The sequence below is a fragment of the Agrobacterium sp. RC10-4-1 genome (assembly GCF_014138475.1).
Classification (GTDB): domain Bacteria; phylum Pseudomonadota; class Alphaproteobacteria; order Rhizobiales; family Rhizobiaceae; genus Agrobacterium; species Agrobacterium pusense.
This window is the reverse complement of the sequence record NZ_JACJIT010000009.1, coordinates 169129-187358: the sequence shown is the minus strand read 5'-3', so window position 1 is coordinate 187358 and position 18230 is coordinate 169129. Positions and strand designations below refer to the sequence as shown.

Annotated in this window: 22 protein-coding genes; 8 read left to right on the top strand and 14 right to left on the bottom strand. The window is 60.0% G+C overall.

The features are described from left to right. The first annotated feature begins 38 nt into the window (after positions 1-38). From FHW77_RS22965 to glgA, 4 genes are all read left to right on the top strand, one after another. Positions 39-323, top strand: a complete 285-nt coding sequence (locus tag FHW77_RS22965; protein ID WP_244467007.1) for a hypothetical protein — start codon at positions 39-41, stop codon at positions 321-323. A 110-nt stretch (positions 324-433) separates the two neighbouring features. After that, a complete protein-coding gene (locus tag FHW77_RS22960) occupies positions 434-1048 on the top strand; it encodes a cysteine hydrolase family protein (RefSeq protein ID WP_044458869.1) in 615 nt (204 codons plus the stop codon). 121 nt (positions 1049-1169) lie between these two features. Continuing rightward, entirely contained in the window at positions 1170-1352 is a 183-nt protein-coding gene (locus tag FHW77_RS22955) for a hypothetical protein (protein WP_044458870.1), read from the top strand. Positions 1353-1514: 162 nt separating this feature from the next. After that, positions 1515-3029, top strand: a complete 1515-nt coding sequence (gene glgA, locus FHW77_RS22950) for a glycogen synthase GlgA (RefSeq protein WP_044458871.1) — start codon at positions 1515-1517, stop codon at positions 3027-3029. A 22-nt stretch (positions 3030-3051) separates the two neighbouring features. On the opposite strand, the gene FHW77_RS22945 is transcribed toward glgA, so the two are convergent. Beyond that, a complete protein-coding gene (locus FHW77_RS22945; protein WP_044458872.1) occupies positions 3052-3264 on the bottom strand; it encodes a hypothetical protein in 213 nt (70 codons plus the stop codon). Between the two features lie 197 nt (positions 3265-3461). Here FHW77_RS22945 and treZ point away from each other — a divergent pair, with 197 nt between their 5' ends. Next, positions 3462-5252: a malto-oligosyltrehalose trehalohydrolase gene (treZ, locus tag FHW77_RS22940; protein WP_182590753.1), complete on the top strand. Its 1791-nt coding sequence runs from the start codon at positions 3462-3464 to the stop codon at positions 5250-5252. Positions 5253-5254: 2 nt separating this feature from the next. On the opposite strand, the gene FHW77_RS22935 is transcribed toward treZ, so the two are convergent. From FHW77_RS22935 to FHW77_RS22920, 4 genes are all read right to left on the bottom strand, one after another. Beyond that, positions 5255-5779 carry a sigma-70 family RNA polymerase sigma factor gene (locus FHW77_RS22935; protein ID WP_004444493.1) on the bottom strand — a complete coding sequence of 175 codons (525 nt, stop codon included), beginning with the start codon at positions 5777-5779 and terminating at the stop codon, positions 5255-5257. Between the two features lie 96 nt (positions 5780-5875). After that, the gene (locus tag FHW77_RS22930; protein ID WP_022563911.1) at positions 5876-6571 is read right to left on the bottom strand and encodes a class I SAM-dependent methyltransferase; all 696 of its coding nucleotides are present in this window, start codon (positions 6569-6571) and stop codon (positions 5876-5878) included. Positions 6572-6582: 11 nt separating this feature from the next. Further along, a complete protein-coding gene (locus FHW77_RS22925) occupies positions 6583-6840 on the bottom strand; it encodes a hypothetical protein (RefSeq protein ID WP_048902941.1) in 258 nt (85 codons plus the stop codon). Further along, on the bottom strand, positions 6809-7000 hold the full coding sequence (locus FHW77_RS22920) for a hypothetical protein (RefSeq protein ID WP_004444502.1): 192 nt from the start codon (positions 6998-7000) through the stop codon (positions 6809-6811). Before FHW77_RS22920 ends, FHW77_RS22925 begins: the two co-directional genes overlap by 32 nt. Positions 7001-7150: 150 nt before the next feature. Here FHW77_RS22920 and FHW77_RS22915 point away from each other — a divergent pair, with 150 nt between their 5' ends. Beyond that, positions 7151-7381 carry a hypothetical protein gene (locus tag FHW77_RS22915; protein WP_004444504.1) on the top strand — a complete coding sequence of 77 codons (231 nt, stop codon included), beginning with the start codon at positions 7151-7153 and terminating at the stop codon, positions 7379-7381. A gap of 40 nt (positions 7382-7421) precedes the next feature. Here the strand turns inward: FHW77_RS22915 and FHW77_RS22910 are convergent, their stop codons facing one another. Then, entirely contained in the window at positions 7422-7619 is a 198-nt protein-coding gene (locus FHW77_RS22910) for a hypothetical protein (RefSeq protein ID WP_022563908.1), read from the bottom strand. Positions 7620-7889: 270 nt separating this feature from the next. Here FHW77_RS22910 and FHW77_RS22905 point away from each other — a divergent pair, with 270 nt between their 5' ends. Continuing rightward, positions 7890-8756 carry a cytochrome c gene (locus tag FHW77_RS22905; protein ID WP_182590762.1) on the top strand — a complete coding sequence of 289 codons (867 nt, stop codon included), beginning with the start codon at positions 7890-7892 and terminating at the stop codon, positions 8754-8756. A gap of 4 nt (positions 8757-8760) precedes the next feature. Here the strand turns inward: FHW77_RS22905 and FHW77_RS22900 are convergent, their stop codons facing one another. The 8 genes from FHW77_RS22900 to FHW77_RS22865 are packed head-to-tail and all read right to left on the bottom strand — an operon-like array spanning position 8761 to position 16850. Then, the gene (locus FHW77_RS22900) at positions 8761-9168 is read right to left on the bottom strand and encodes a c-type cytochrome (RefSeq protein ID WP_182590752.1); all 408 of its coding nucleotides are present in this window, start codon (positions 9166-9168) and stop codon (positions 8761-8763) included. Then, positions 9149-10036, bottom strand: a complete 888-nt coding sequence (locus FHW77_RS22895) for a cytochrome c oxidase assembly protein (protein ID WP_182590751.1) — start codon at positions 10034-10036, stop codon at positions 9149-9151. The genes FHW77_RS22900 and FHW77_RS22895 overlap by 20 nt, the downstream gene beginning before the upstream one ends. Next, positions 10024-10335, bottom strand: coding sequence for a hypothetical protein (locus FHW77_RS22890; RefSeq protein ID WP_182590750.1), 312 nt, complete (start codon positions 10333-10335; stop codon positions 10024-10026). The genes FHW77_RS22895 and FHW77_RS22890 overlap by 13 nt, the downstream gene beginning before the upstream one ends. Continuing rightward, entirely contained in the window at positions 10332-10934 is a 603-nt protein-coding gene (locus FHW77_RS22885) for a cytochrome c oxidase subunit 3 (protein WP_044458879.1), read from the bottom strand. Before FHW77_RS22885 ends, FHW77_RS22890 begins: the two co-directional genes overlap by 4 nt. Beyond that, entirely contained in the window at positions 10931-12841 is a 1911-nt protein-coding gene (ctaD, locus tag FHW77_RS22880) for a cytochrome c oxidase subunit I (protein WP_182590749.1), read from the bottom strand. The genes FHW77_RS22885 and ctaD overlap by 4 nt, the downstream gene beginning before the upstream one ends. Continuing rightward, positions 12841-13830 (bottom strand): cytochrome c oxidase subunit II, encoded by a 990-nt coding sequence (gene coxB / locus FHW77_RS22875; RefSeq protein WP_182590748.1) that lies wholly within the window; start codon positions 13828-13830, stop codon positions 12841-12843. The genes ctaD and coxB overlap by 1 nt, the downstream gene beginning before the upstream one ends. Then, positions 13827-14429 (bottom strand): c-type cytochrome, encoded by a 603-nt coding sequence (locus FHW77_RS22870; protein WP_182590747.1) that lies wholly within the window; start codon positions 14427-14429, stop codon positions 13827-13829. Before FHW77_RS22870 ends, coxB begins: the two co-directional genes overlap by 4 nt. 18 nt (positions 14430-14447) lie before the next feature. Then, complete coding sequence (locus tag FHW77_RS22865) at positions 14448-16850, bottom strand: FdhF/YdeP family oxidoreductase (RefSeq protein WP_064264228.1); 2403 nt, start codon at positions 16848-16850, stop codon at positions 14448-14450. A gap of 204 nt (positions 16851-17054) precedes the next feature. Between FHW77_RS22865 and FHW77_RS22860 the strand changes: the two genes are divergently transcribed. Continuing rightward, the gene (locus FHW77_RS22860) at positions 17055-18224 is read left to right on the top strand and encodes a zinc-dependent alcohol dehydrogenase (RefSeq protein WP_182590746.1); all 1170 of its coding nucleotides are present in this window, start codon (positions 17055-17057) and stop codon (positions 18222-18224) included. Positions 18225-18230 lie beyond the last annotated feature (6 nt).

The window sequence follows — 18230 nt, the reverse complement described above, 5'->3', positions numbered from 1 at the left end:
ACCATTTACCTCCACTCTTTTCCGTATAAGATAGACAGGTGATCCCTTTTTCGGCCTCGCAAAACGCAGCCGCCAAGGAGGTGAAATTGTCCGCCTATCGCGCCTATCAGAGTTCGGGTATCTTCCTGAATGACGATATCAATACGGTCAAGTCGGCTTATGACAGCGTCCTGGCCGGAGAGCACGATCCCAGCCTTTGCTTGGAGGACGTCGCCCGTTACGTCCTCAAAATGTATAATCGCGGCATTGTCGATCCCGCCAAGCTCCATGAAATGTCGGCGCTTTATTTCAGAATGAGGCGCACCGGCCAACGCCGGGCGTAGGCCGTTGGGTCGTCGATGCGGCCGGGCCAAGGCGCCCGTGTGGGCGGAACTTTCGGCGGACCGGATTGTTAGCTGACCGTAGCTGACCCACAAATCATTCGGACATTCCCATGAATTCTGAAGAGGGCCTCTTTCCCCGGTGGTGTCATCTTTGCATCGACATGCAGCGCATGTTTGCGGAAGAGACGCCATGGCACGTGGACTGGATGCCGCGCATCATCGACAATGTAGGGCGGGTGGTTGAGAACTCGCCGCACACGACCATTTTCACCCGCTTCATCCCACCGCCGGATGCCGACGCCGCCTCGGGGCGGTGGGGGCGTTATTATGAGAAATGGTGGATGATGACCGGCGAGTACCTTCGCCCCGAAATGACCCATATCGTCCGCGAGTTCGCGGGCTACGTTCCACCTGCGGAAGAATTCCTGAAAACCACCTATTCCCCCTGGACGGACGGTCGCCTGCACCGAAAACTCGTAGGCCAAGGGGTCGGCACGCTTGTCATATCCGGTGGGGAAACGGATGTCTGCGTACTCGCAACCGTGCTGGGGGCGGTGGATCTGGGGTATCGCATCTTCCTGCTTGAGGACGCCGTCTGCAGCGCACGCGATGCAACGCATGATGCCTCGCTGACGGTTTTGAGGGGCCGTTTCGCGGCACAATTGACCCTCGTCAGCACGCAGGACTGGCTTCAGGCCAAAGAGGAATTCCTGCGCAGCGACTAGCCCCGAAAACGCCGCGCGAAAAATTAGCGACCGCGACGAAACGGACGGGAACAATCGCTCGGAAGCAGGGTTCGACTCGTTCGATCGAAACGATTAGCACCACATGCAAACGAGGTTCAAAATGACCAGAAAAACGCTCCCCATTCCGAAAGACAACCAAACGGACAAGGGCCCGGGCGACAATGAGCGCCTCAATGCGGAGGAAGCCTCTTCTGCGACGGAGAAGAACGCCTCCACCCGCACGGGACGACAGGCCAACATAAAAATCAACACCACCCATCAGGGACATCAGCAGGATCGATAGCGTTCCGCGGCGCCAAGGCAGAACTGCGGACCGGCCGCCCTTCTGAGCGCCGCCGCCTGCCCCTGTGACACGGCACACCCACTAAAGCGGCGAGAGGCTTTGCAAACAATAGAAGCCCCGCGTCTCCTCACGATGACAGATCGACGAAATGCGGAGGCATTCATGCAGATTCTTGCCGTCACGGCCGAGATGTTCCCTTTCATCAAAACCGGCGGGCTGGCCGATACGACGGGAGCATTGCCGGACGCGCTTGCCAAACTCGGTGCGGAGGTGCGCACGCTGCTGCCGCTCTATCGCAAACTGCGTCCCCTCATCCGCGGGCAACAACCCTGCTTCTCCGGGAGCGTGCTGGGACAGGATGTTACGGTATATTCGCTCGTTGCCGACCAGAAGAATTTGCTGCTGCTCGATGCGCCAGACCTCTTTGACCGGGATGGGCATCCTTACGGCGAAAAGGACCATCCGTTTCCGGACAACGACCTCCGGTTCGCCGTCCTGTCCAAGACCGCGGCGGACATTGCCCTTGGATCAATGCCGGGTTGGAGGCCGGATATCGTCCACGTTCACGACTGGCACGCCGCCTTGACCTGTGTCTATCTCGCCGACGCGGCGCCGGGCGAGGTGCCGACCGTCCTGACCATTCACAACCTCTCATTCCAGGGTCAATATCCTTTTTCGCGCGCAAGGGTTCTGGGGCTTCCGGACGAGCTCTGCACGGTGGAATGCCTCGAATATTACGGTGACATCTCTTTTCTGAAGGGCGGCCTGACGACCGCATCGGCCGTTACCACGGTCAGTCCAACCTATGCGCGCGAAATCCTGACGCCGGAAGCCGGCATGGGCATGCATGGCGTGTTCGGCACGCGAAGCGAAAGTGTGCGCGGCATCGTCAACGGCGTCGATCAAGATGTTTGGAATCCCGCGACCGATCCCTTCATTCTCGCGAATTTCATGTCGGCCACCGTGGCAAGGCGGAGCCTGAACAAATATGCGCTGCTTCAGGCTCTGGGCCTTGCCCACACACAGGGCCCGGTATTTGGTGTGGTGAGCCGCCTCACCTGGCAAAAGGGCGTTGATCTCTTGCTCGATGTTGTTCCCCTCATCATCGCGCGGAAAGGCAGGCTGATCGTTCACGGAGAAGGAGACGGGCAACTAGAAGATGGCCTGCGTGAGCTGTCGAAAAGATATCCGGAAATGGTCTGTGCCCATATTGGTTATGACGAACGTCTGGCCCACATGATCCATGCGGGGTCGGATTTCATCATCCAGCCTTCGCGCTTCGAACCATGCGGCCTGACCCAGCTTTACGCATTGCGATATGGCGCCTTACCCATCGTCAGCCGCACCGGAGGTTTGGCCGAGACGATCATCGACGCCAACGACGCCGCCATAGATGCGGGGGTTGCTACCGGCTTTCAGTTCGAACCGGCAAATATCGACGACCTGCGGGCGGCGCTGGAGCGCGCCATCGCTGCGTTCAACAACAGGGAACTCTTCAAGCGCCTCCAGGCCCAGGCCATGCGTGCCAACTTTTCCTGGGAAAAGAGTGCGGCGCAATATCTGGCGCTTTTTGAAGGGCTCGTCAGCAATGAGCCGCAGGAGTCACTTTCGTTTCCCGACATATTGCCGGACGCGTTTGCGAGAATGCGCATCGAGCGGCGGCAGGCCAGACAATAAGGCAAACGCCGACTTTACCGCATCAGAGGAGCCGGTCCTGTTTCCAGCGGACATAGGGAGCGAGCGACTGGCCAGGAAACCGGTTTTCGATCTCCGTGGCCGTCAAATCCACCAGTGCTTCCACTTCCTCAAGCCCCTCCTTCTCGCTCTTCGCTTCGAGTTCGCGCATCTTGTGGAATAATTCGTCGTCCGTTGCCACGCGGAGAAAGTCGGCAAGGTCGGTTTCCTGTGTCATGTCACCGTCTCTTTCTGTCTTCAGGTCAGCGATCGGGCGGCAAGCTGATGCCCGCCGAGCCGTCGTTTTGGCTGTCCAACGGCGAACGACGGCCAAACCCGTTTGTTCCTTTCATCGGCATATTCGCGGTGCGGAGGCAGGAACCGACCGACGCCGATACGGTTAGGACCAAACGAGGCTGACTGGAGGTTCCGTGAATGTTCAACGCAATGAAATATCGTAAATGGGGCGTGCAATTCGATGCTGCAGGAGATGCGCGCTTTCGCATCTGGGCGCCCGGTTCTGATGCGCCGAGGCTCGTTATAAGCGGCGCGGAATACGAAATGCGGTCTGAGGGGAACGGCTGGTACGAAGCCATTGCAGCGGATGTGAGTGGCGGCGCCACCTATCACTTTGTTCTGCCGGACGGGCGTGAAATCCCCGATCCGGCCTCACATTGGCAGGAAGGCGGCCTGGACGGCCCGTCAACCATCATCGATCACGACTTTGCGTGGCAGCATGAGAACTGGACCGGTAGGCCGTGGCACGAGGCTGTGATCTACGAGGTTCACATCGGCACGTTCACGGAAGAAGGGACTTTCCGGGCAGCCGAAAAGAAGCTGGAACGACTGGCTGAACTCGGCATCACCGTCATTGAGGTGATGCCGCTCGCGAGTTTTCAGGGAGATCGCGGCTGGGGCTACGACGGCGTTCTGCAATTTGCGCCGCAGCGGGATTATGGATCGCCGGACGACCTCAAAGCCTTCATAGACGCGGCCCATGGCCTGGGGATGATGGTTTTGCTGGATGTGGTTTACAATCATTTCGGGCCGGAGGGGAACTTCCTTCAAACTTATGCGCCCGACTTTTTTCAGAAAAACGAAACGCCCTGGGGCCCTGCTCCCGATTTCGACAGCGTGGATGTGCGATCATATTTTCTGCAAAACGCTCTTTACTGGCTTCAGACCTACCGTTTTGACGGGTTGCGGATCGATGCCGCCGATCATCTGGCCGGCGGCGGCGGCGAGGTGGATTTCCTGACAGAGCTTGCCCAGACGATCAGGCACAAGGTGACGGGCAGGCATGTGTATCTTGTCATAGAGGATGCAAGAAACACGGCAAAGCCGATGACGCCCGAAGAAGATGCTCCACCGCTGGTAGACGCCCAGTGGAACGACGACTTTCATCACGTCGTCCACGTCATGACGACTGGCGAAGATGGCGGTCTTTATCAGGATTTCGTTTCGAACCCGGAGAGCCTGCTTCGTCGGTCGCTTGCGACCGGCTTCGTTTATCAGGGCGATCCGCGCCCTTCCCGAGACTTTGCGGGGAGCGGCGAACGCAGCGATCATCTATCCCCGCAAACCTTCGTGAATTTCCTTCACAATCACGATCAGGCCGGAAACCGGCTTTGCGGCGAAAGACTGCGTGCCCTGCTCGAACCAGCTCTTTTCAATATACTAGAGTGCATTCTCCTGCTCTCCCCACAAACGCCGCTGATGTTCATGGGTGACGACCACGCATCGACGCAGCCCTTCTACTTCTTTTCCGACCACCCGCAACACGATCGGGAAGCCGCGATAAAAGGGCGGTTGCGGCAGGCTGAAATGTTTCAGGGAGCTCTTCCCGGAAACGCGCGCGATCTTGTCCAAGACCCCAATGACGTGCGCACGCGGCTCCTCTCTACCTTGAACTGGCGTCAGGCCGATGAGGAAGATGGGAGACGGGCAAGCGAGATCCTTGCGGGATTGCTTGCAAAGCGCCGGCAGTATGTCTGGCCCCTGCTCGCTTCGGAATTCGGAGGCGGGACGGCACTCGGTTCGCCTGCGCGAACGCTTGCCATAGACTGGGCGTTTGCGGCCGGCCGGTTGCAGCTCAGGGCAAATTTATCCGATGCTCAGGCGGATCTGCCACCGGTGGAAGGGGAAATCTTCCACCGGCTTGGCGACATCGACGGGCAAACGGGGAAATCCTGCAGCTACAGTGTGCTGTTTGCAGTGGCCCGCTGATGTCAGGCGAGATTGCGCCGCAGGGATTCGCGGGCGCGGTTGACGCGGCTCTTGATGGTGCCCACCCTGCAGCCGCAGATGGAGGCTGCATCGGCGTAGCTCGTTCCTCCGGCAACGAGCAGCAGCGCCTTCTTTTGATCCGCATCCAGATCGCGGATCGCGCGCATGACTTCATCGTGCTCCATCCGCCATTCCTGACTGGCGGGGACCGACATCGTTTGCTCTATTCCCGCCGGCAGCCCGACGCATTCGCGCCTTGCAACCTTGTATCGGGTACAGAAGGTGTTCCGCAAAATGGTGAACAGCCACGATTTCAGGGCTGTTCCGGGGGTGAAGCGGTGCAGGGAACGAAGCCCCCGCATCATGGTTTCCTGAACGAGATCGTTGACATCCTCGTCATTTCTGACGAAACGACGCGCAAACGCCGTCAGCGCTGGCGCGAGATCGGCAATTCCGATACGCAAGGTCTCAAGTTGCGCTTCGCTTAGTGCGGGGCCGGACTCTTCATTTATAGCGTGTTTGGCCATGGTCCTTCCTTTCACATAGAAGGGAAATGGCCCATCTACCGCTTGGTTGCCGTACGCCAACGTACAATGCGTATTTTTTCGGCGGTGCCAGAGGTCCTAGTGACCCGAAGGGGACGCGGCCTTCTCAGACGTCTCCGGCGACGAGCGGGAAAGACGCAGCAGACGAAAATACCCGGTTGGAGGGATCGTCCTGTTTTCCGCCAGATGGAAAGACGGGTTGCGGCGCAACCAGTCCTCAATCCCGTCCAGACGAAATGCCGAACTGAGCCCGATGTTATGGGCCACAGGCGAGACCATTTGTTCTATGCGGCGAACTGCGCCGCTGCTGTCGGTGATCTTGCTGACGATGACGATCTCGCCACGCGGCTTCAGCACTCGGGCGCATTCGGAAAGCAGCCGGCCGGTATCGGGAATAAGCGTGATGACAAAGGGCAGCGAAATCACGTCGAAGGACGCATCCGGAAACGTGGTTTCGCAGGCATCCATCACATGCAGTGCTTTCACATGCGGCAGCGAACCGCCTGCCACCTTTGTTTTGGCCTTCCGAAGCATGTCCGCTGAAATGTCGATCCCGGTCACGTTGCTGGCCGGAGGATAAAGCGGAAGGACCAGCCCCGTGCCGACGCCGATTTCGAGAATGTCGCGACCGGCACCCCCCACACATCTGGCCAACTCCATCTGCGCCCGCTTGAGAAAGAAGCCGTAGACACGGTCATAAACCGGGGCCCAGAACCGATATGCCTTTTGCTGCTGTGCCCGGTTCGGGATGCTCGATACCGTTTCGTCGCTCACTCGCCTCTCCCTCAGCGTGAAATGAACTTGTTGAAGCGGCTCTCGCCGCCCGACGTTCTGTCCTGATAAAGGAATGCCAGCTTCCTGTCCTCGAAGATTTCAAAAAACTCGTCCCATGATATGGCCTTCAGCGCATCCTCCGGCTCACCGAAATCGATCCTGAGGATCCCTCCATCGCCCGAGACGTCCACTTTGGCAGGGTGGCCATCGCGCTGCTCCGCCCATTTCCGTATCGTGTCATGATCGGTGGTTGTTGCGGATTCCGTCATCGTTGTTCTCCTTGTCTTCGTCGCGTCCATACCGCGAGCGCCTTTCGCGTTCGGCGTTTTCTGTCGCCTTTTCACGGTCTTTGCGGCTTTCATCGCTTTCAGTCGAGCGTGCGTCGTCGGTGCCGGGTTCGGGCCTGACATCGTCCTGTGATCGGGTCATCGCGGAAGCCCCTTTTTTTAAAACATCCTGCAGCGCAGACCCTGCGGTCCGCTCTCTCCTTCTAACCCCGGGAGCAAAAAGCGGTTCCGCACTGATGGTTCGAGGGAACAGGATCGGCGTAAAAAGGTTAGGGACAGACAGGAGGATGCCATGACGAAGAAAGACAAGCTCGAGCAGATTCACAAGGACAGCGCGCCCCAGTTTGCTCCCGGCAAAAAGACCTCGACCAATAACGGCGTTGCGAGCGCGAAGCCGAGGGTCATCACCGGGTCGGACGACGCAACCGCCAACAAGCTACCACCAGGCACAAAAAAGCCGGAAAAAGACTGGGACATCAATTACGACGAGCGGGAAAGCAACGAGGGCGACTTTCGCGGCTAGAGGCGCGGCGCCCTTGCCGCGCCGAGTGTTCGCGAAGCGGCTACCGAGCCAGGTCCTCGACAACCAGTTCGATGGATTGCGGTTCGGCGCCCTCCTTCGTCTGCACGCTCAGAACACTTCCGGTGTTCAGCACGCCTTCGAGGAGCGTTCGACCGTCGATGGTGATTTTGACCACCTTGGGGGTTGCGGCCTCTATGTTCAGGCTGTTGCAGGTCTCGTGATCAGTTTCCGGGTCCACGTGCCGACCTCCATTGGGATTGAACATGCCGGCCTAACCACGGTCGGCTCCGGTTGTTCCCGAACGGCGGCCATGACTGGCGACATGATCGCGCTGGAACTACAAACGGCATGCGAAGTTCGATAGCGGCGGATCAGCCGTGCGGCCGGAACCCGGCGCAATCATAAAAGTATGCTCTGACGATGGACCTTTCCGATGATGGTTCGCGAGACTCCCGGTTTTCATCTGTCGGTTCAGGCAGGCCGGCTGTTGATATGGTGTCTCGCAGCGATGGCCTGTCTGGGAGTCTGGCTTCTGACCACGCCGAAGCCGGTCTTCGGACCGAACGACATGGGATCATCGCCCGGCGATCCGCAGCTGGGAAGACTTGTATTTCTGGCATCAAGCTGCGGGTCCTGCCATGCCACGCCGGGACAGCCGGACTCGCTCGTGCTCGGAGGCGGATTGGCGCTTTCCTCCTCCTTCGGCGTTTTCCGTCCGCCGAATATATCCCCCGACATTGCCGACGGGATCGGATCCTGGACCGTTGAAGATTTCGCAAATGCGCTGGTCGCCGGCATATCGCCTGACGGCCGCCATTATTATCCGGCCTTTCCCTATACGAGCTATACGGGAATGAAGATCGAGGACATAAAAAACCTTTACGCCTATCTGCGGACCCTGCCGCCTGTTTCCGGCAAAGCGCCGCCGCATGATCTGTGGCCGCCCTTCAGGTTGCGACGTGCCGTTGGCGTCTGGAAGCTTTTGTTCTTTGACGAGGTCGGCAAGCCGCAGGCCGTCACCGGCGATCCCGTTCTTGATCGCGGCTCCTATCTGACGGAAACGCTTGCCCACTGTGCCGAATGCCATTCCAGCCGTAATATCTTCGCCGCCATCCGCCCGGAAACCCGTTTCGCTGGTGGTCCCGACGCGGAAGGCACGGGCTTTGTGCCAAACATCACGCCGGCACGTCTCAGCAGGTGGACGCAGACAGACATCTCTACCATGCTCGCAACAGGCCAGACGCCACAGGACGGACATGTCGGGTCCGCAATGGTGGACGTGGTCGCCAATCTTTCGCAGTTGCCACAGGAAGATCGCGACGCGATTGCCCGCTACATCAAGGCCCTGCCGGCAAGGCAAACCCCGCATCCGTGACCCGTCAGTGATCATAAAGATAGGCCGCGACATGGCGCGCTTCGGCCTCGGTGATACCGGTTTCGGGCATGGCGCTCTGCCGCGAAAAATGCGTCGGCGAGACGATCCAGCGAATGAGGTTGTCCGGTGTGTTGTTGAGGCCGTCACCGATATAGACCCGCTGGCGAAGTGAACGTAGTTCGCCCCCCACCTTCCCGTCCGCACCGGCAACGCCGGGGATCGCGTGGCAGCCCGTACAGCCGTAGCGCCGGAAAATCCCGGGCGCCAGGCGCGCATCACCGCCCGTCATTGCCGTGGCAACGGCGCCGCGCTTTGACACGTTCTTGACGATTGCGACCGCAATGCCCGTGGCAAGCGCCGCCGAAAGCACCGCAACGAGTATAAGGCCGGTTCTAGAGAAGAGACGCGCCATATCGGTCCTCCCTGCCCGACCGGGAAATCCACATCGCCAGCATCGCGAGCGCCGCCCCGGCATAGATGACACCACCGGGCACCCACATCAGGAGACCGGCAAGCTGCTGGTCCTCGAAGGGCGTCAGGCCCCATGCCGGCGCGTCTCGGGTCTGGGCCACGTAAATCACCTGTGGCGCCAGCGCGATCAGGGCGCCGAGAATGCTGGTATGCATCATCGTGACAAACAGGTGCCAGGCCGCAAGCCCCCGATCCGCGCGCCAGAAAACTGCCCACCAGAACAGGATCGCGGTCAGAAAGAAAAAGAGATGCTGTATCCGGTGCAGTGGCACGTTGCTCACCGTCGCATCGAAGAGCGCAGGCGCATGCCAGCCCCAGATGGCAAGCCCGTGCAGAGATGTTGCCACAGCCCCGCCGGCAAGAACATTCCAGCTGGCCCGCACGCGCCTGTCTGTCATCACCGCAGCCAGACGACGACGAACCATGCGCGGCATGCTCCAGAGAAGGATACCGACGGGGCGCGCCAGCACGATCAGCGGCGCGGCAACCGCCATTACCATCTCGTGCTCTATCATGTGGAACGTAAACAGATGCTCGCCCATGGAATGGATCGGAGAGACAAGTGCAGCAACCAGAACAAGCCAGCCGCCGGAAAAGGCGAAGGCGGACCTCGCAATCCACCGGCGGGTGCCCGACCGTCTCCGCAGCCGAAAAAAACCTATACTGAAAAGGCCGGCTGCGACAAGCAGCGGTCCGATGATCCAGCCATCGAAAGTCCATATCATCGCCGTCGGATGCGCCTCCCCCTCATGGGCCGAGAGCGGCCCGGCGCTGACCAGCAACAGGAAGATCAGTGTCAGCGCGCGCATGGGTTCAGCAGCAATGTCGCTGCCCCCTGAAGAAGGAGTGCGAAGGCAAAAACCAGCGCGACGAGGACGCCCAACGACATCAGGAACATCGCCATCCGCGATGCCGTGGAACTCCGGCCCCTTTCCGAAAGAACGCCGCAGGTAACCGCAATCCCGGCAGAGAGGAAGGCGGCGATAGCTGTAAAGCCCGTCCGGCTGCCGCAATCGACCGCCGGCAAGATCTGGCCGAGCTGCGTGTTGAACGCCCAGATCAGGGGAGCGCCGAACAGTCCGGCAATATCGCGGGTTTTCAGGGTCATAGCCGTGGTATCCAGTAAAGGCAGGCGTAAAGCGGAAGCCAGGTCACGACGACGAAATTCCAGTAGAGCGCGTTGTCCTCTACATCGCCGTAACGGCGGGCGCTGTCGCCATGCCGGGTAAACATCAGGCAGGTCAGGACGATGGTATCGATGAGGTCGGTCAGAATATGGGTCGTGTGCAGTCCGAGGATCGTCCACACGATCGATCCGTAGGCATTGTCATCCCACTTCACCTGGAGGGCTGGGAACTCAAAGGCGCGCACCGCCAGCAGGACAAACCCGATTGCGGACATGACGACTAAACCGAAACGGACGTGAACAAGCCGCCTCTGCCTGGCCCAGCGACTGACGAGGACATTCGGAACGACGCTGACGACAAGCAGCGCTGTCAGCACCGTGCCGGCTGAAAGATCCGGCGGCGGGGCGTCGATCGGCCATCGTGGTGCCAGGCTCATCAGGTAGAAATAAACGGCGACCGCCAGCGCGAAGCCCGTTCCTTCGATCAGCATGAAGGCGCAGGTTCCCCACCATGTGGGGCTGGCGGTGCCGTTGCCGGACATCGGCAGCTTGGAGACATCGAGCGCGACACGTTCCTTCATGCTTCCTCCTCCGCCATTCCTTTCGGCCAGAACCAGCCGATCAGCGCTACAGCAATCGGGATCGATCCCCAGACGACTGCCCAGGGGGAGAACATAGACCAGATGAGCATGATGGACGTTGCGATGGCCGCCCAGAACGGCCACACGGAGTCCGTCGGGGACGCCTCGCGGGCTTCGGGCAGCGCCGCGACGACGCTGGTGACCAGAACTTCACGGCGATCCACCCGCATCCCAGCGACAACAGGCAGTTCTCCGGTGTTCTCCCACAGTGGATCGCGGCTTCCCACCACGGGTATGGAGCGGAAATTAAAGGGCGGCGGCGGAGAGGCGGTTGCCCATTCCAGCGTGGCGGCGCCCCATGGATTGTCCCCGGCGGGACGGCCTTTGGCGAAGCTTCGGACGACATCGATGAAAAAGACGAGAAAACCTGTCGCCAGCACGACGGCGCTGAGGCTCACGAAGAGGTTGAGGCCCGCCCATGGCATCTCCGGCTGATAGGTATAGATGCGTCGCGGCATTCCCTGCAAACCGAGAATATGCATTGGAAAAAACGTCAGGTGGAAGCCGACGAAGATCAGCCAGAAGCTGATGCGGCCGAGCGTTTCGCTCATCATCCGGCCCGTCATTTTTGGAAACCAGTAATAGACGGCTCCGATCAGGGGAAAAACGGCGCCCCCGATCAGGACGTAGTGAAAATGCGCGACCACGAAATAGGTGTCGTGAACCTGTGTGTCGAAGGGCACGGACGCCACCATGACGCCCGTCAGACCGCCGATTACAAAGGTGACGATGAAGCCGATGATGAAAAGAAGCGGGGTCTTGAAAACCGGCCGCCCGGCCCACAATGTTGCCAGCCAGCAGAATATCTGCACGCCGGCCGGCACGGAAATCGCCATGCTGGAGGCAGTGAAGAAACTTTCTCCGAGTTTCGGCAGGCCAGCCACAAACATGTGATGCACCCAGAGGCCGAAAGACAGGACACCGGTTGCGACAAGCGCCATGACCATGGGCATGTAACCGAATATCGGCCGGCCGACAAAGGCGGGCAGGATGGTGGAGACCATGCCCACAGCCGGCAGGAAGATGATGTAGACCTCCGGATGTCCGAAAAACCAGAAGACATGCTGCCACAGGAGCACGTCCCCTCCTTCGGCCGGATTGTAGAAATGGGTGCCGACGAGACGATCCATGATCATCGTGGAACTGGCGAACATGATCGCGGGCATGGCGATGATGACGAGAAAGGCCATGACCACCATTGCCCAGACGAGAAGCGGAATTCGATCGAGCGACATGCCGGGAGCGCGCTGCTTGAAAACCGTCACCACGATTTCCACCGCAATGGAGAGCGCGGAAAGCTCCGTAAAGGTTATCATCTGAGCCCATATGTCGGCGCGTTTGCCGGCGCCATATTCCGGACCCGCGAGCGGCACGTAGGCGAACCAGCCGACATCAGGCGCGCTGTCCAGCACGAACGAGACCCAGAGAAGCAGCCCGCCCACAAGGAATACCCAGTAGGAATAGGCGTTCAGCCGGGGAAAGGCGATGTTGCGCGTCCCGACCATCAATGGCACGAAATAAACTGCCATCGCCTCCATGACCGGCACGGCGAAGAGGAACATCATGTTCGCGCCATGCATGGTGAATATCTGATTGTACCGGTCCGGGTCGATAAAACGCGCTTCGGGCGTTGCCAGCTGCAGGCGCATGACGAGAGCAAGCAGGCCGCCAAGTATCAGGAACACGAAGGCCGTGACAATATATCGCCGGGCTACCACCTTGTGGTCGACAGTACCAATCGCGCCCCAGAAACCGCGGCTCGACCCCCATGTTGTTTCGAGCGCGCTCTCCATGCCGGGAACCGGCAGATCGGTATCCATGAGGATGGAGGCCTGTTTTCCCGCCATCAGTCGAGCCCCTCCATATAGGCGGAAACCTGCCGCAACTCTTCCCCGGTGAGCGGCACCAGCGGCATGTTGTTGCCCGGTTTCAACGTCTGTGGATCGGCGATCCATGCCGCAAGCGAGCCGCGTGTGGTCTCCAGCAGGCCTGCGCCGATCGTCCGGCGGCTACCGACATGGGTAAGATCAGGCCCCGTGGTGCCGGCGGCCGGCGTTCCCCTGACGGTGTGGCAGGCGGCGCATTGCTTGCGCAGGAACACGGCCTTCCCGGCCAGAGCATCTGCGTCTTGCGGCATGGCGGCCACCGCCTTCTGCTTATTGGCCCACCGGCGATAGGACGCCTCGTCATCGGCCATGACCATGAAAGCCATGTGGCTGTGCTGAAGGCCGCAGAACTCCGCGCATTGGCCCCGGTAAACACCCGGCCTGTCAGCGCGAAACACAAGCGTATTCTCCCGTCCCGGAACGAGGTCCATCTTGCCGGCAAGGCTGGGCACCCAGAAGGAATGAATTACATCCGGGCTTTCGAGCAAGACCCGGACATTCCGCCCAACCGGGATGTGCATTTCGTTGGCGGTCTGAAAACCGCCATCCGGTGTGGCATCTTCGTATATGAACTGCCACCACCATTGCTGGGCGCGAACACGTATCGTCAAGTCTGCCTCGCCGGTGAAGCTGATGGCCCGCGTTGCAAGAAAGCTCGCAAGCGTCAGGCCGGCGACAATGAAAACCGTCATCATCACCGCGCCCGTGACGAAAAGCTGCAATCGCTTGCCACTTGCCGTCTCGTCCTGCGCCACCCGCCGGCTTCTGACGAGAGACAGGATCAGGATCGCGATCACTGCCAGCCACACGACGAGGCTCACCGCCACGATGAAGAGGATCAGATTCTTCAACATCGACGCTGACGGCCCTGCAGCGTTCAGCGCCGACTGAACGTCGCCGCACCCCGAAAGCAGGGTAAGGATAGCAAGGAGAGCGGCGACGATCTTCAAGGCACCGGCTCCTCCTTTCTTTTCCACGCCGACCCTTCGTTGAAGAGGATGGCAGCAGGCGCCCGGTTCTCAGCCGGACGGGTCTGACGGTCGTCATTGCGGGCCGGGGCCGCCACCGATGGCGAATAGGCCCCGATGGTTCTCACATATCCCGCAAGCTGCCAGATCTCTTCAGTCGTCATCCTGGCGCGGAAAGGCGGCATGCCGTGCGGCCGGCCATCCCTGATCGACGCCGCGACAGAGACCATGGATGGTCCATAAATCCATTGACCGTCGAGAAACGATGGACCTTTGCCGCCTTCGCCTTCACCGTGGCAAGCCGGGCATCCGAACCATGAATAGAGGCGTTTTCCCTGGGAAAGATCATAAGCACCGTTTTCGAACGGCCTGCCGAGAGCAAAATAAACTTCCGGCGGCGCGCCGGCCACAGGAACGGGCATGAAGCGCAATCGCTCAAGCGCTGCCGTTACGGGAGGGTCGCTGCGGAATGTTCGCGGTTCACGCCAGTAACCCATGATCGCCGCTGCCCCGATCAAAGAACCGCATAGAGCGGACCATAGAAGTGTCCCTGAACGATTGGCCTTTTCCCTCCTCCACATCCCGCACCTCGAGTATCCTCAGTTGGAAGGAACCGTGGTTGACGGCGTCAATCGGACGGGCAGCAGCTTGTATGATGGCGTCTTTGCTTTCGGACTATGATGGCTCAGCGGAAACAACGGGTTGGTTTCCGGAAAATAGCCAGCACAACAGCCATGGGGAATATCATAGGCAACGATCCTGAACCCGCGGACCGCCCTTGGCGTCTGCGGCTCGATTGCCGTAACGATATCGACGATATCGCCGTCGGCAAACCCAAGCAGGGCGATGTCATCGACATTCATGAACAGAACCTGCCGCGTTCCTTCCACGCCGCGAAAACGGTCGCTATAGCCGTAGACGGTCGTATTGAACTGGTCGTTGGATCGCAACGTTGACAGGTGCAGGACGTGAGGACCCGACGCCTCTGGCGGAAATTCGGGGAACAGGCGGTCGGGCGTCAGGAAATTCGCCTTGCCGCTTGAGGTTACCCATTTTCGTTCCCTTGCGGGCAATGGGCGCGGGATGCCGCCGGGTTTAAAAAGCCGGTCGTTGAAGTTCCTGAAGGTTTCCGGATAGGTTTGCTCTATGGCGTCGCGAATGCGCGAATAATCGTGAACCCATTGCTGCCAAGGTACGTTGCCGCGCGTCAACGTCGCCACGGCCATGCCGGCAATGATCGCCGGTTCCGAGAGCAACTCCCGGCTGGCCGGCTTTGCCCTGCCACGCGAACCATGGAAATGCGCAACGGAACTTTCCATGGAGACGGCCTGGGGGCCTGTCGCCTGTTCATCGATTTCGATGCGTCCGAGACAGGGAAGCAGAAAGGCGATCTCGCCGTGAATGACGTGGCTGCGATTGAGTTTCGTTGCGATCTGGACCGTCAGCCGCAGCTTGCGCCACGCGGCTTCCATCGCCTCGGTTTCCGGCGCTGCCCGCAAAAAATTGCCGCCGAGGCTGATGAAAGCCTTTGTTTCCCCACCGAGAATGGATTTGCAGCTGTCAACCGTCGAGTGGCCTTCCCACGCGGGCGGCTGGAACTGGTATAGGTCGGCGAGCTTGTCCAGCGGCACGAGGCCGGGTTTTTCCGTAATGCCGACTGTACGCTGGCCCTGCACATTCGAATGGCCCCTGACGGCACAGATATTTGCACCCGGCTTGCCGATATTGCCGCGCAGCAGCGCGAGGTTGGCAACCATGTGAACGTTCTCCACGCCCATCACATGCTGGGTGAGGCCCATGCCATAGACCATCATCACCGCGTCGGAATCCGCATATATGGCGGCGGCTTCCATCATCTCCTCGCGGGTCAGGCCTGAAACGCGCTCCAGCTCCTCCCATTCATGGCGGCGGGCTGCAGCGGCGAAATCGTCAAAACCCGCCGTGTGCTCGGCAAGAAAATCATGATCGAGCACATGCTTCTTGTCAGCCGAGGCAATGGCGGCGGCAAATGCGACCGCCGCCGCATTGGCCGGATCGCGCGGCTGCCCATCCGAGCCGGAAACCTTGCTTGCGCCACTCGCATGCAGCACGTCGTCTGCCTCGACAAGCGCCTTGCAGATACCGAAAAGGGCGGCGATATCGCCGCCATTCTTCACCTGGTAATACTTCGTCGAGATCGGCGTCGCGGGGGTCGCCAGCATCTGGCCGGGCGACTGCGGGTTGACGAAGCGCTCCAGCCCCGGCTCCCGCAGCATGTTGAATGTCAGTATCTTCACGCCGCGGTCGACCGCATCCTGCAGATCGTGCAGCAGTCGCGGCGAGGATGTTCCGACATTCTGCGCCATATAGAAAATGCAGTCGCAATTCTGGAAATCCGAAAGGATCGCCGTTCCCACGGAAGCGCCGATGCTTTCGGGCAGGCCGACGGACGAGCTTTCATGGCACATGTTGGACGAGTCCGGCAGATTGTTACTGCCATAGATGCGGGCAAAGAGCTGGTACATGTAAGATGCTTCCAGCGAGGCGCGGCCTGAGGTGTAAAACTCCGCCTGCTGCGGCGCGATAGCGCGCAGCTCCCGGCCGATCTCCTCGAATGCGGCCTGCCAGCTGACCGGCAGATATCTATCCGTGGCCGCGTCCCAACGCATCGGCTGGGTCAGCCTGCCCTGCTCTTCCAGATCGTGGTCACGCCAGCCCTCCAGTTCGGCAAGGGTGTGTCTGGCGAAAAACGCACTGTCGGCGCGTCGGTTCGTTATTTCCCACGCGGTGGCTTTCGCGCCATTTTCGCAAAATTCCAGGGGATGGGTCTTGGCCGGTTTCGCCCAAGCGCAGCTGACGCACATGTATCCCTGCGGCTTGTTCTGGTGTTTCAGCAATGTCGGACCGGACAGCGGAACATGTTCCCTTAACAGCACCTCTCCCACCGACTTGGCCGATCCCCAGCCGCCGGCCGGACCGGGCTTAAAACCGATATCGGGAGCTGCCTTGCGTCGTGATGTCATGATCGATGAACTCCCGAATTGCTGAGTAACCGAACCTCTGAAAGCGCGGCGGGTTTCCATTCTCTAAAAAAAATTCCGCCCTGCCTTGCCGCCGGGAGCGAGAAGGTCCCGGTGCCGCGGGGAACTTTCGCGCGGACGCCCGGTTAGGCACCCGCTCGACAAAGGGCGCTTCTGACAACCCAGCAGATAATGAAGGTGAGCGACATGAAGGCACTGACCTGGCACGGCAAACACGACATTCGCTGCGAAAGCGTTCCCGATCCGAAAATCGAGCATGGGCGCGATGCGATCATCAAGGTCACGGCCTGCGCGATCTGCGGCTCAGACCTCCACCTCTATAATGGCATCATGCCGGACATGCACAGCGGCGACATCATGGGCCACGAAACCATGGGCGAGGTGGTTGAGGTCGGTAAGGACAATACCGCGCTCAAGGTCGGAGACCGCGTTGTCGTCCCCTTCACCATCGCCTGCGGCGAGTGCTTCTTCTGCAAGCGTGGCTATTATTCCGGCTGCGAACGCAGCAATCCCGATCCGCACAAGGTGCGGAAGATGTGGGGCAATTCGCCCGCCGGCCTGTTCGGTTACACCCATCTTCTCGGTGGCTTCAGCGGCGGCCAGGCGGAATATATGCGAGTGCCTTACGCCGATGTCGGGCCGATAAAGGTTCCGGACGGTCTCACCGACGAGCAGGTCCTCTTCCTGTCCGATATCTTTCCGACCGGCTATATGGCCGCGGACTTCTGCAACATCCAGCCGGGCGATACGATTGCCATCTGGGGCTGCGGTCCGGTGGGTCAGATGGCGATCCGTTCCGCCTTTCTCCTCGGTGCGGAACGGGTCATCGCCATCGACGCCGTGCAGGAGAGGCTCGATCTCGCGGCGAAAGCCGGCGCGATGACGCTCAATTACCTCGACGAGGACATTTACGACCGCATCATGGAACTGACCCATGGTCGCGGCGCGGATGCCTGTATCGATGCGGTAGGAACGGAGCCCGATCCCGCGGCAGGATGGGATTCGAGGATCGACCGCATCAAGGTCGCCACCTTCATGGGGACCGACCGGCCGCATGTACTTCGTCAGGCAATCTATTGCTGCCGCAATTTCGGTACGGTGTCGCTGGTCGGCGTCTATGGCGGTCTTCTTGACAAAATTCCCATGGGTTCCGCCATCAATCGCGGCCTGACGTTCAAGATGGCGCAGACGCCCGTTCAGGCCTACCTACCCAACCTCATGGGCCGCATCGAAAGACGCGAAATCGACCCGTCCTTCGTCATTACCCATCGCGCCACCCTCGATGAAGGACCCGACCTCTACAACACCTTCAGCCACCGCGACGATGGCTGCATCAAAGTCGTCCTGAAGCCGTAGGAGGTG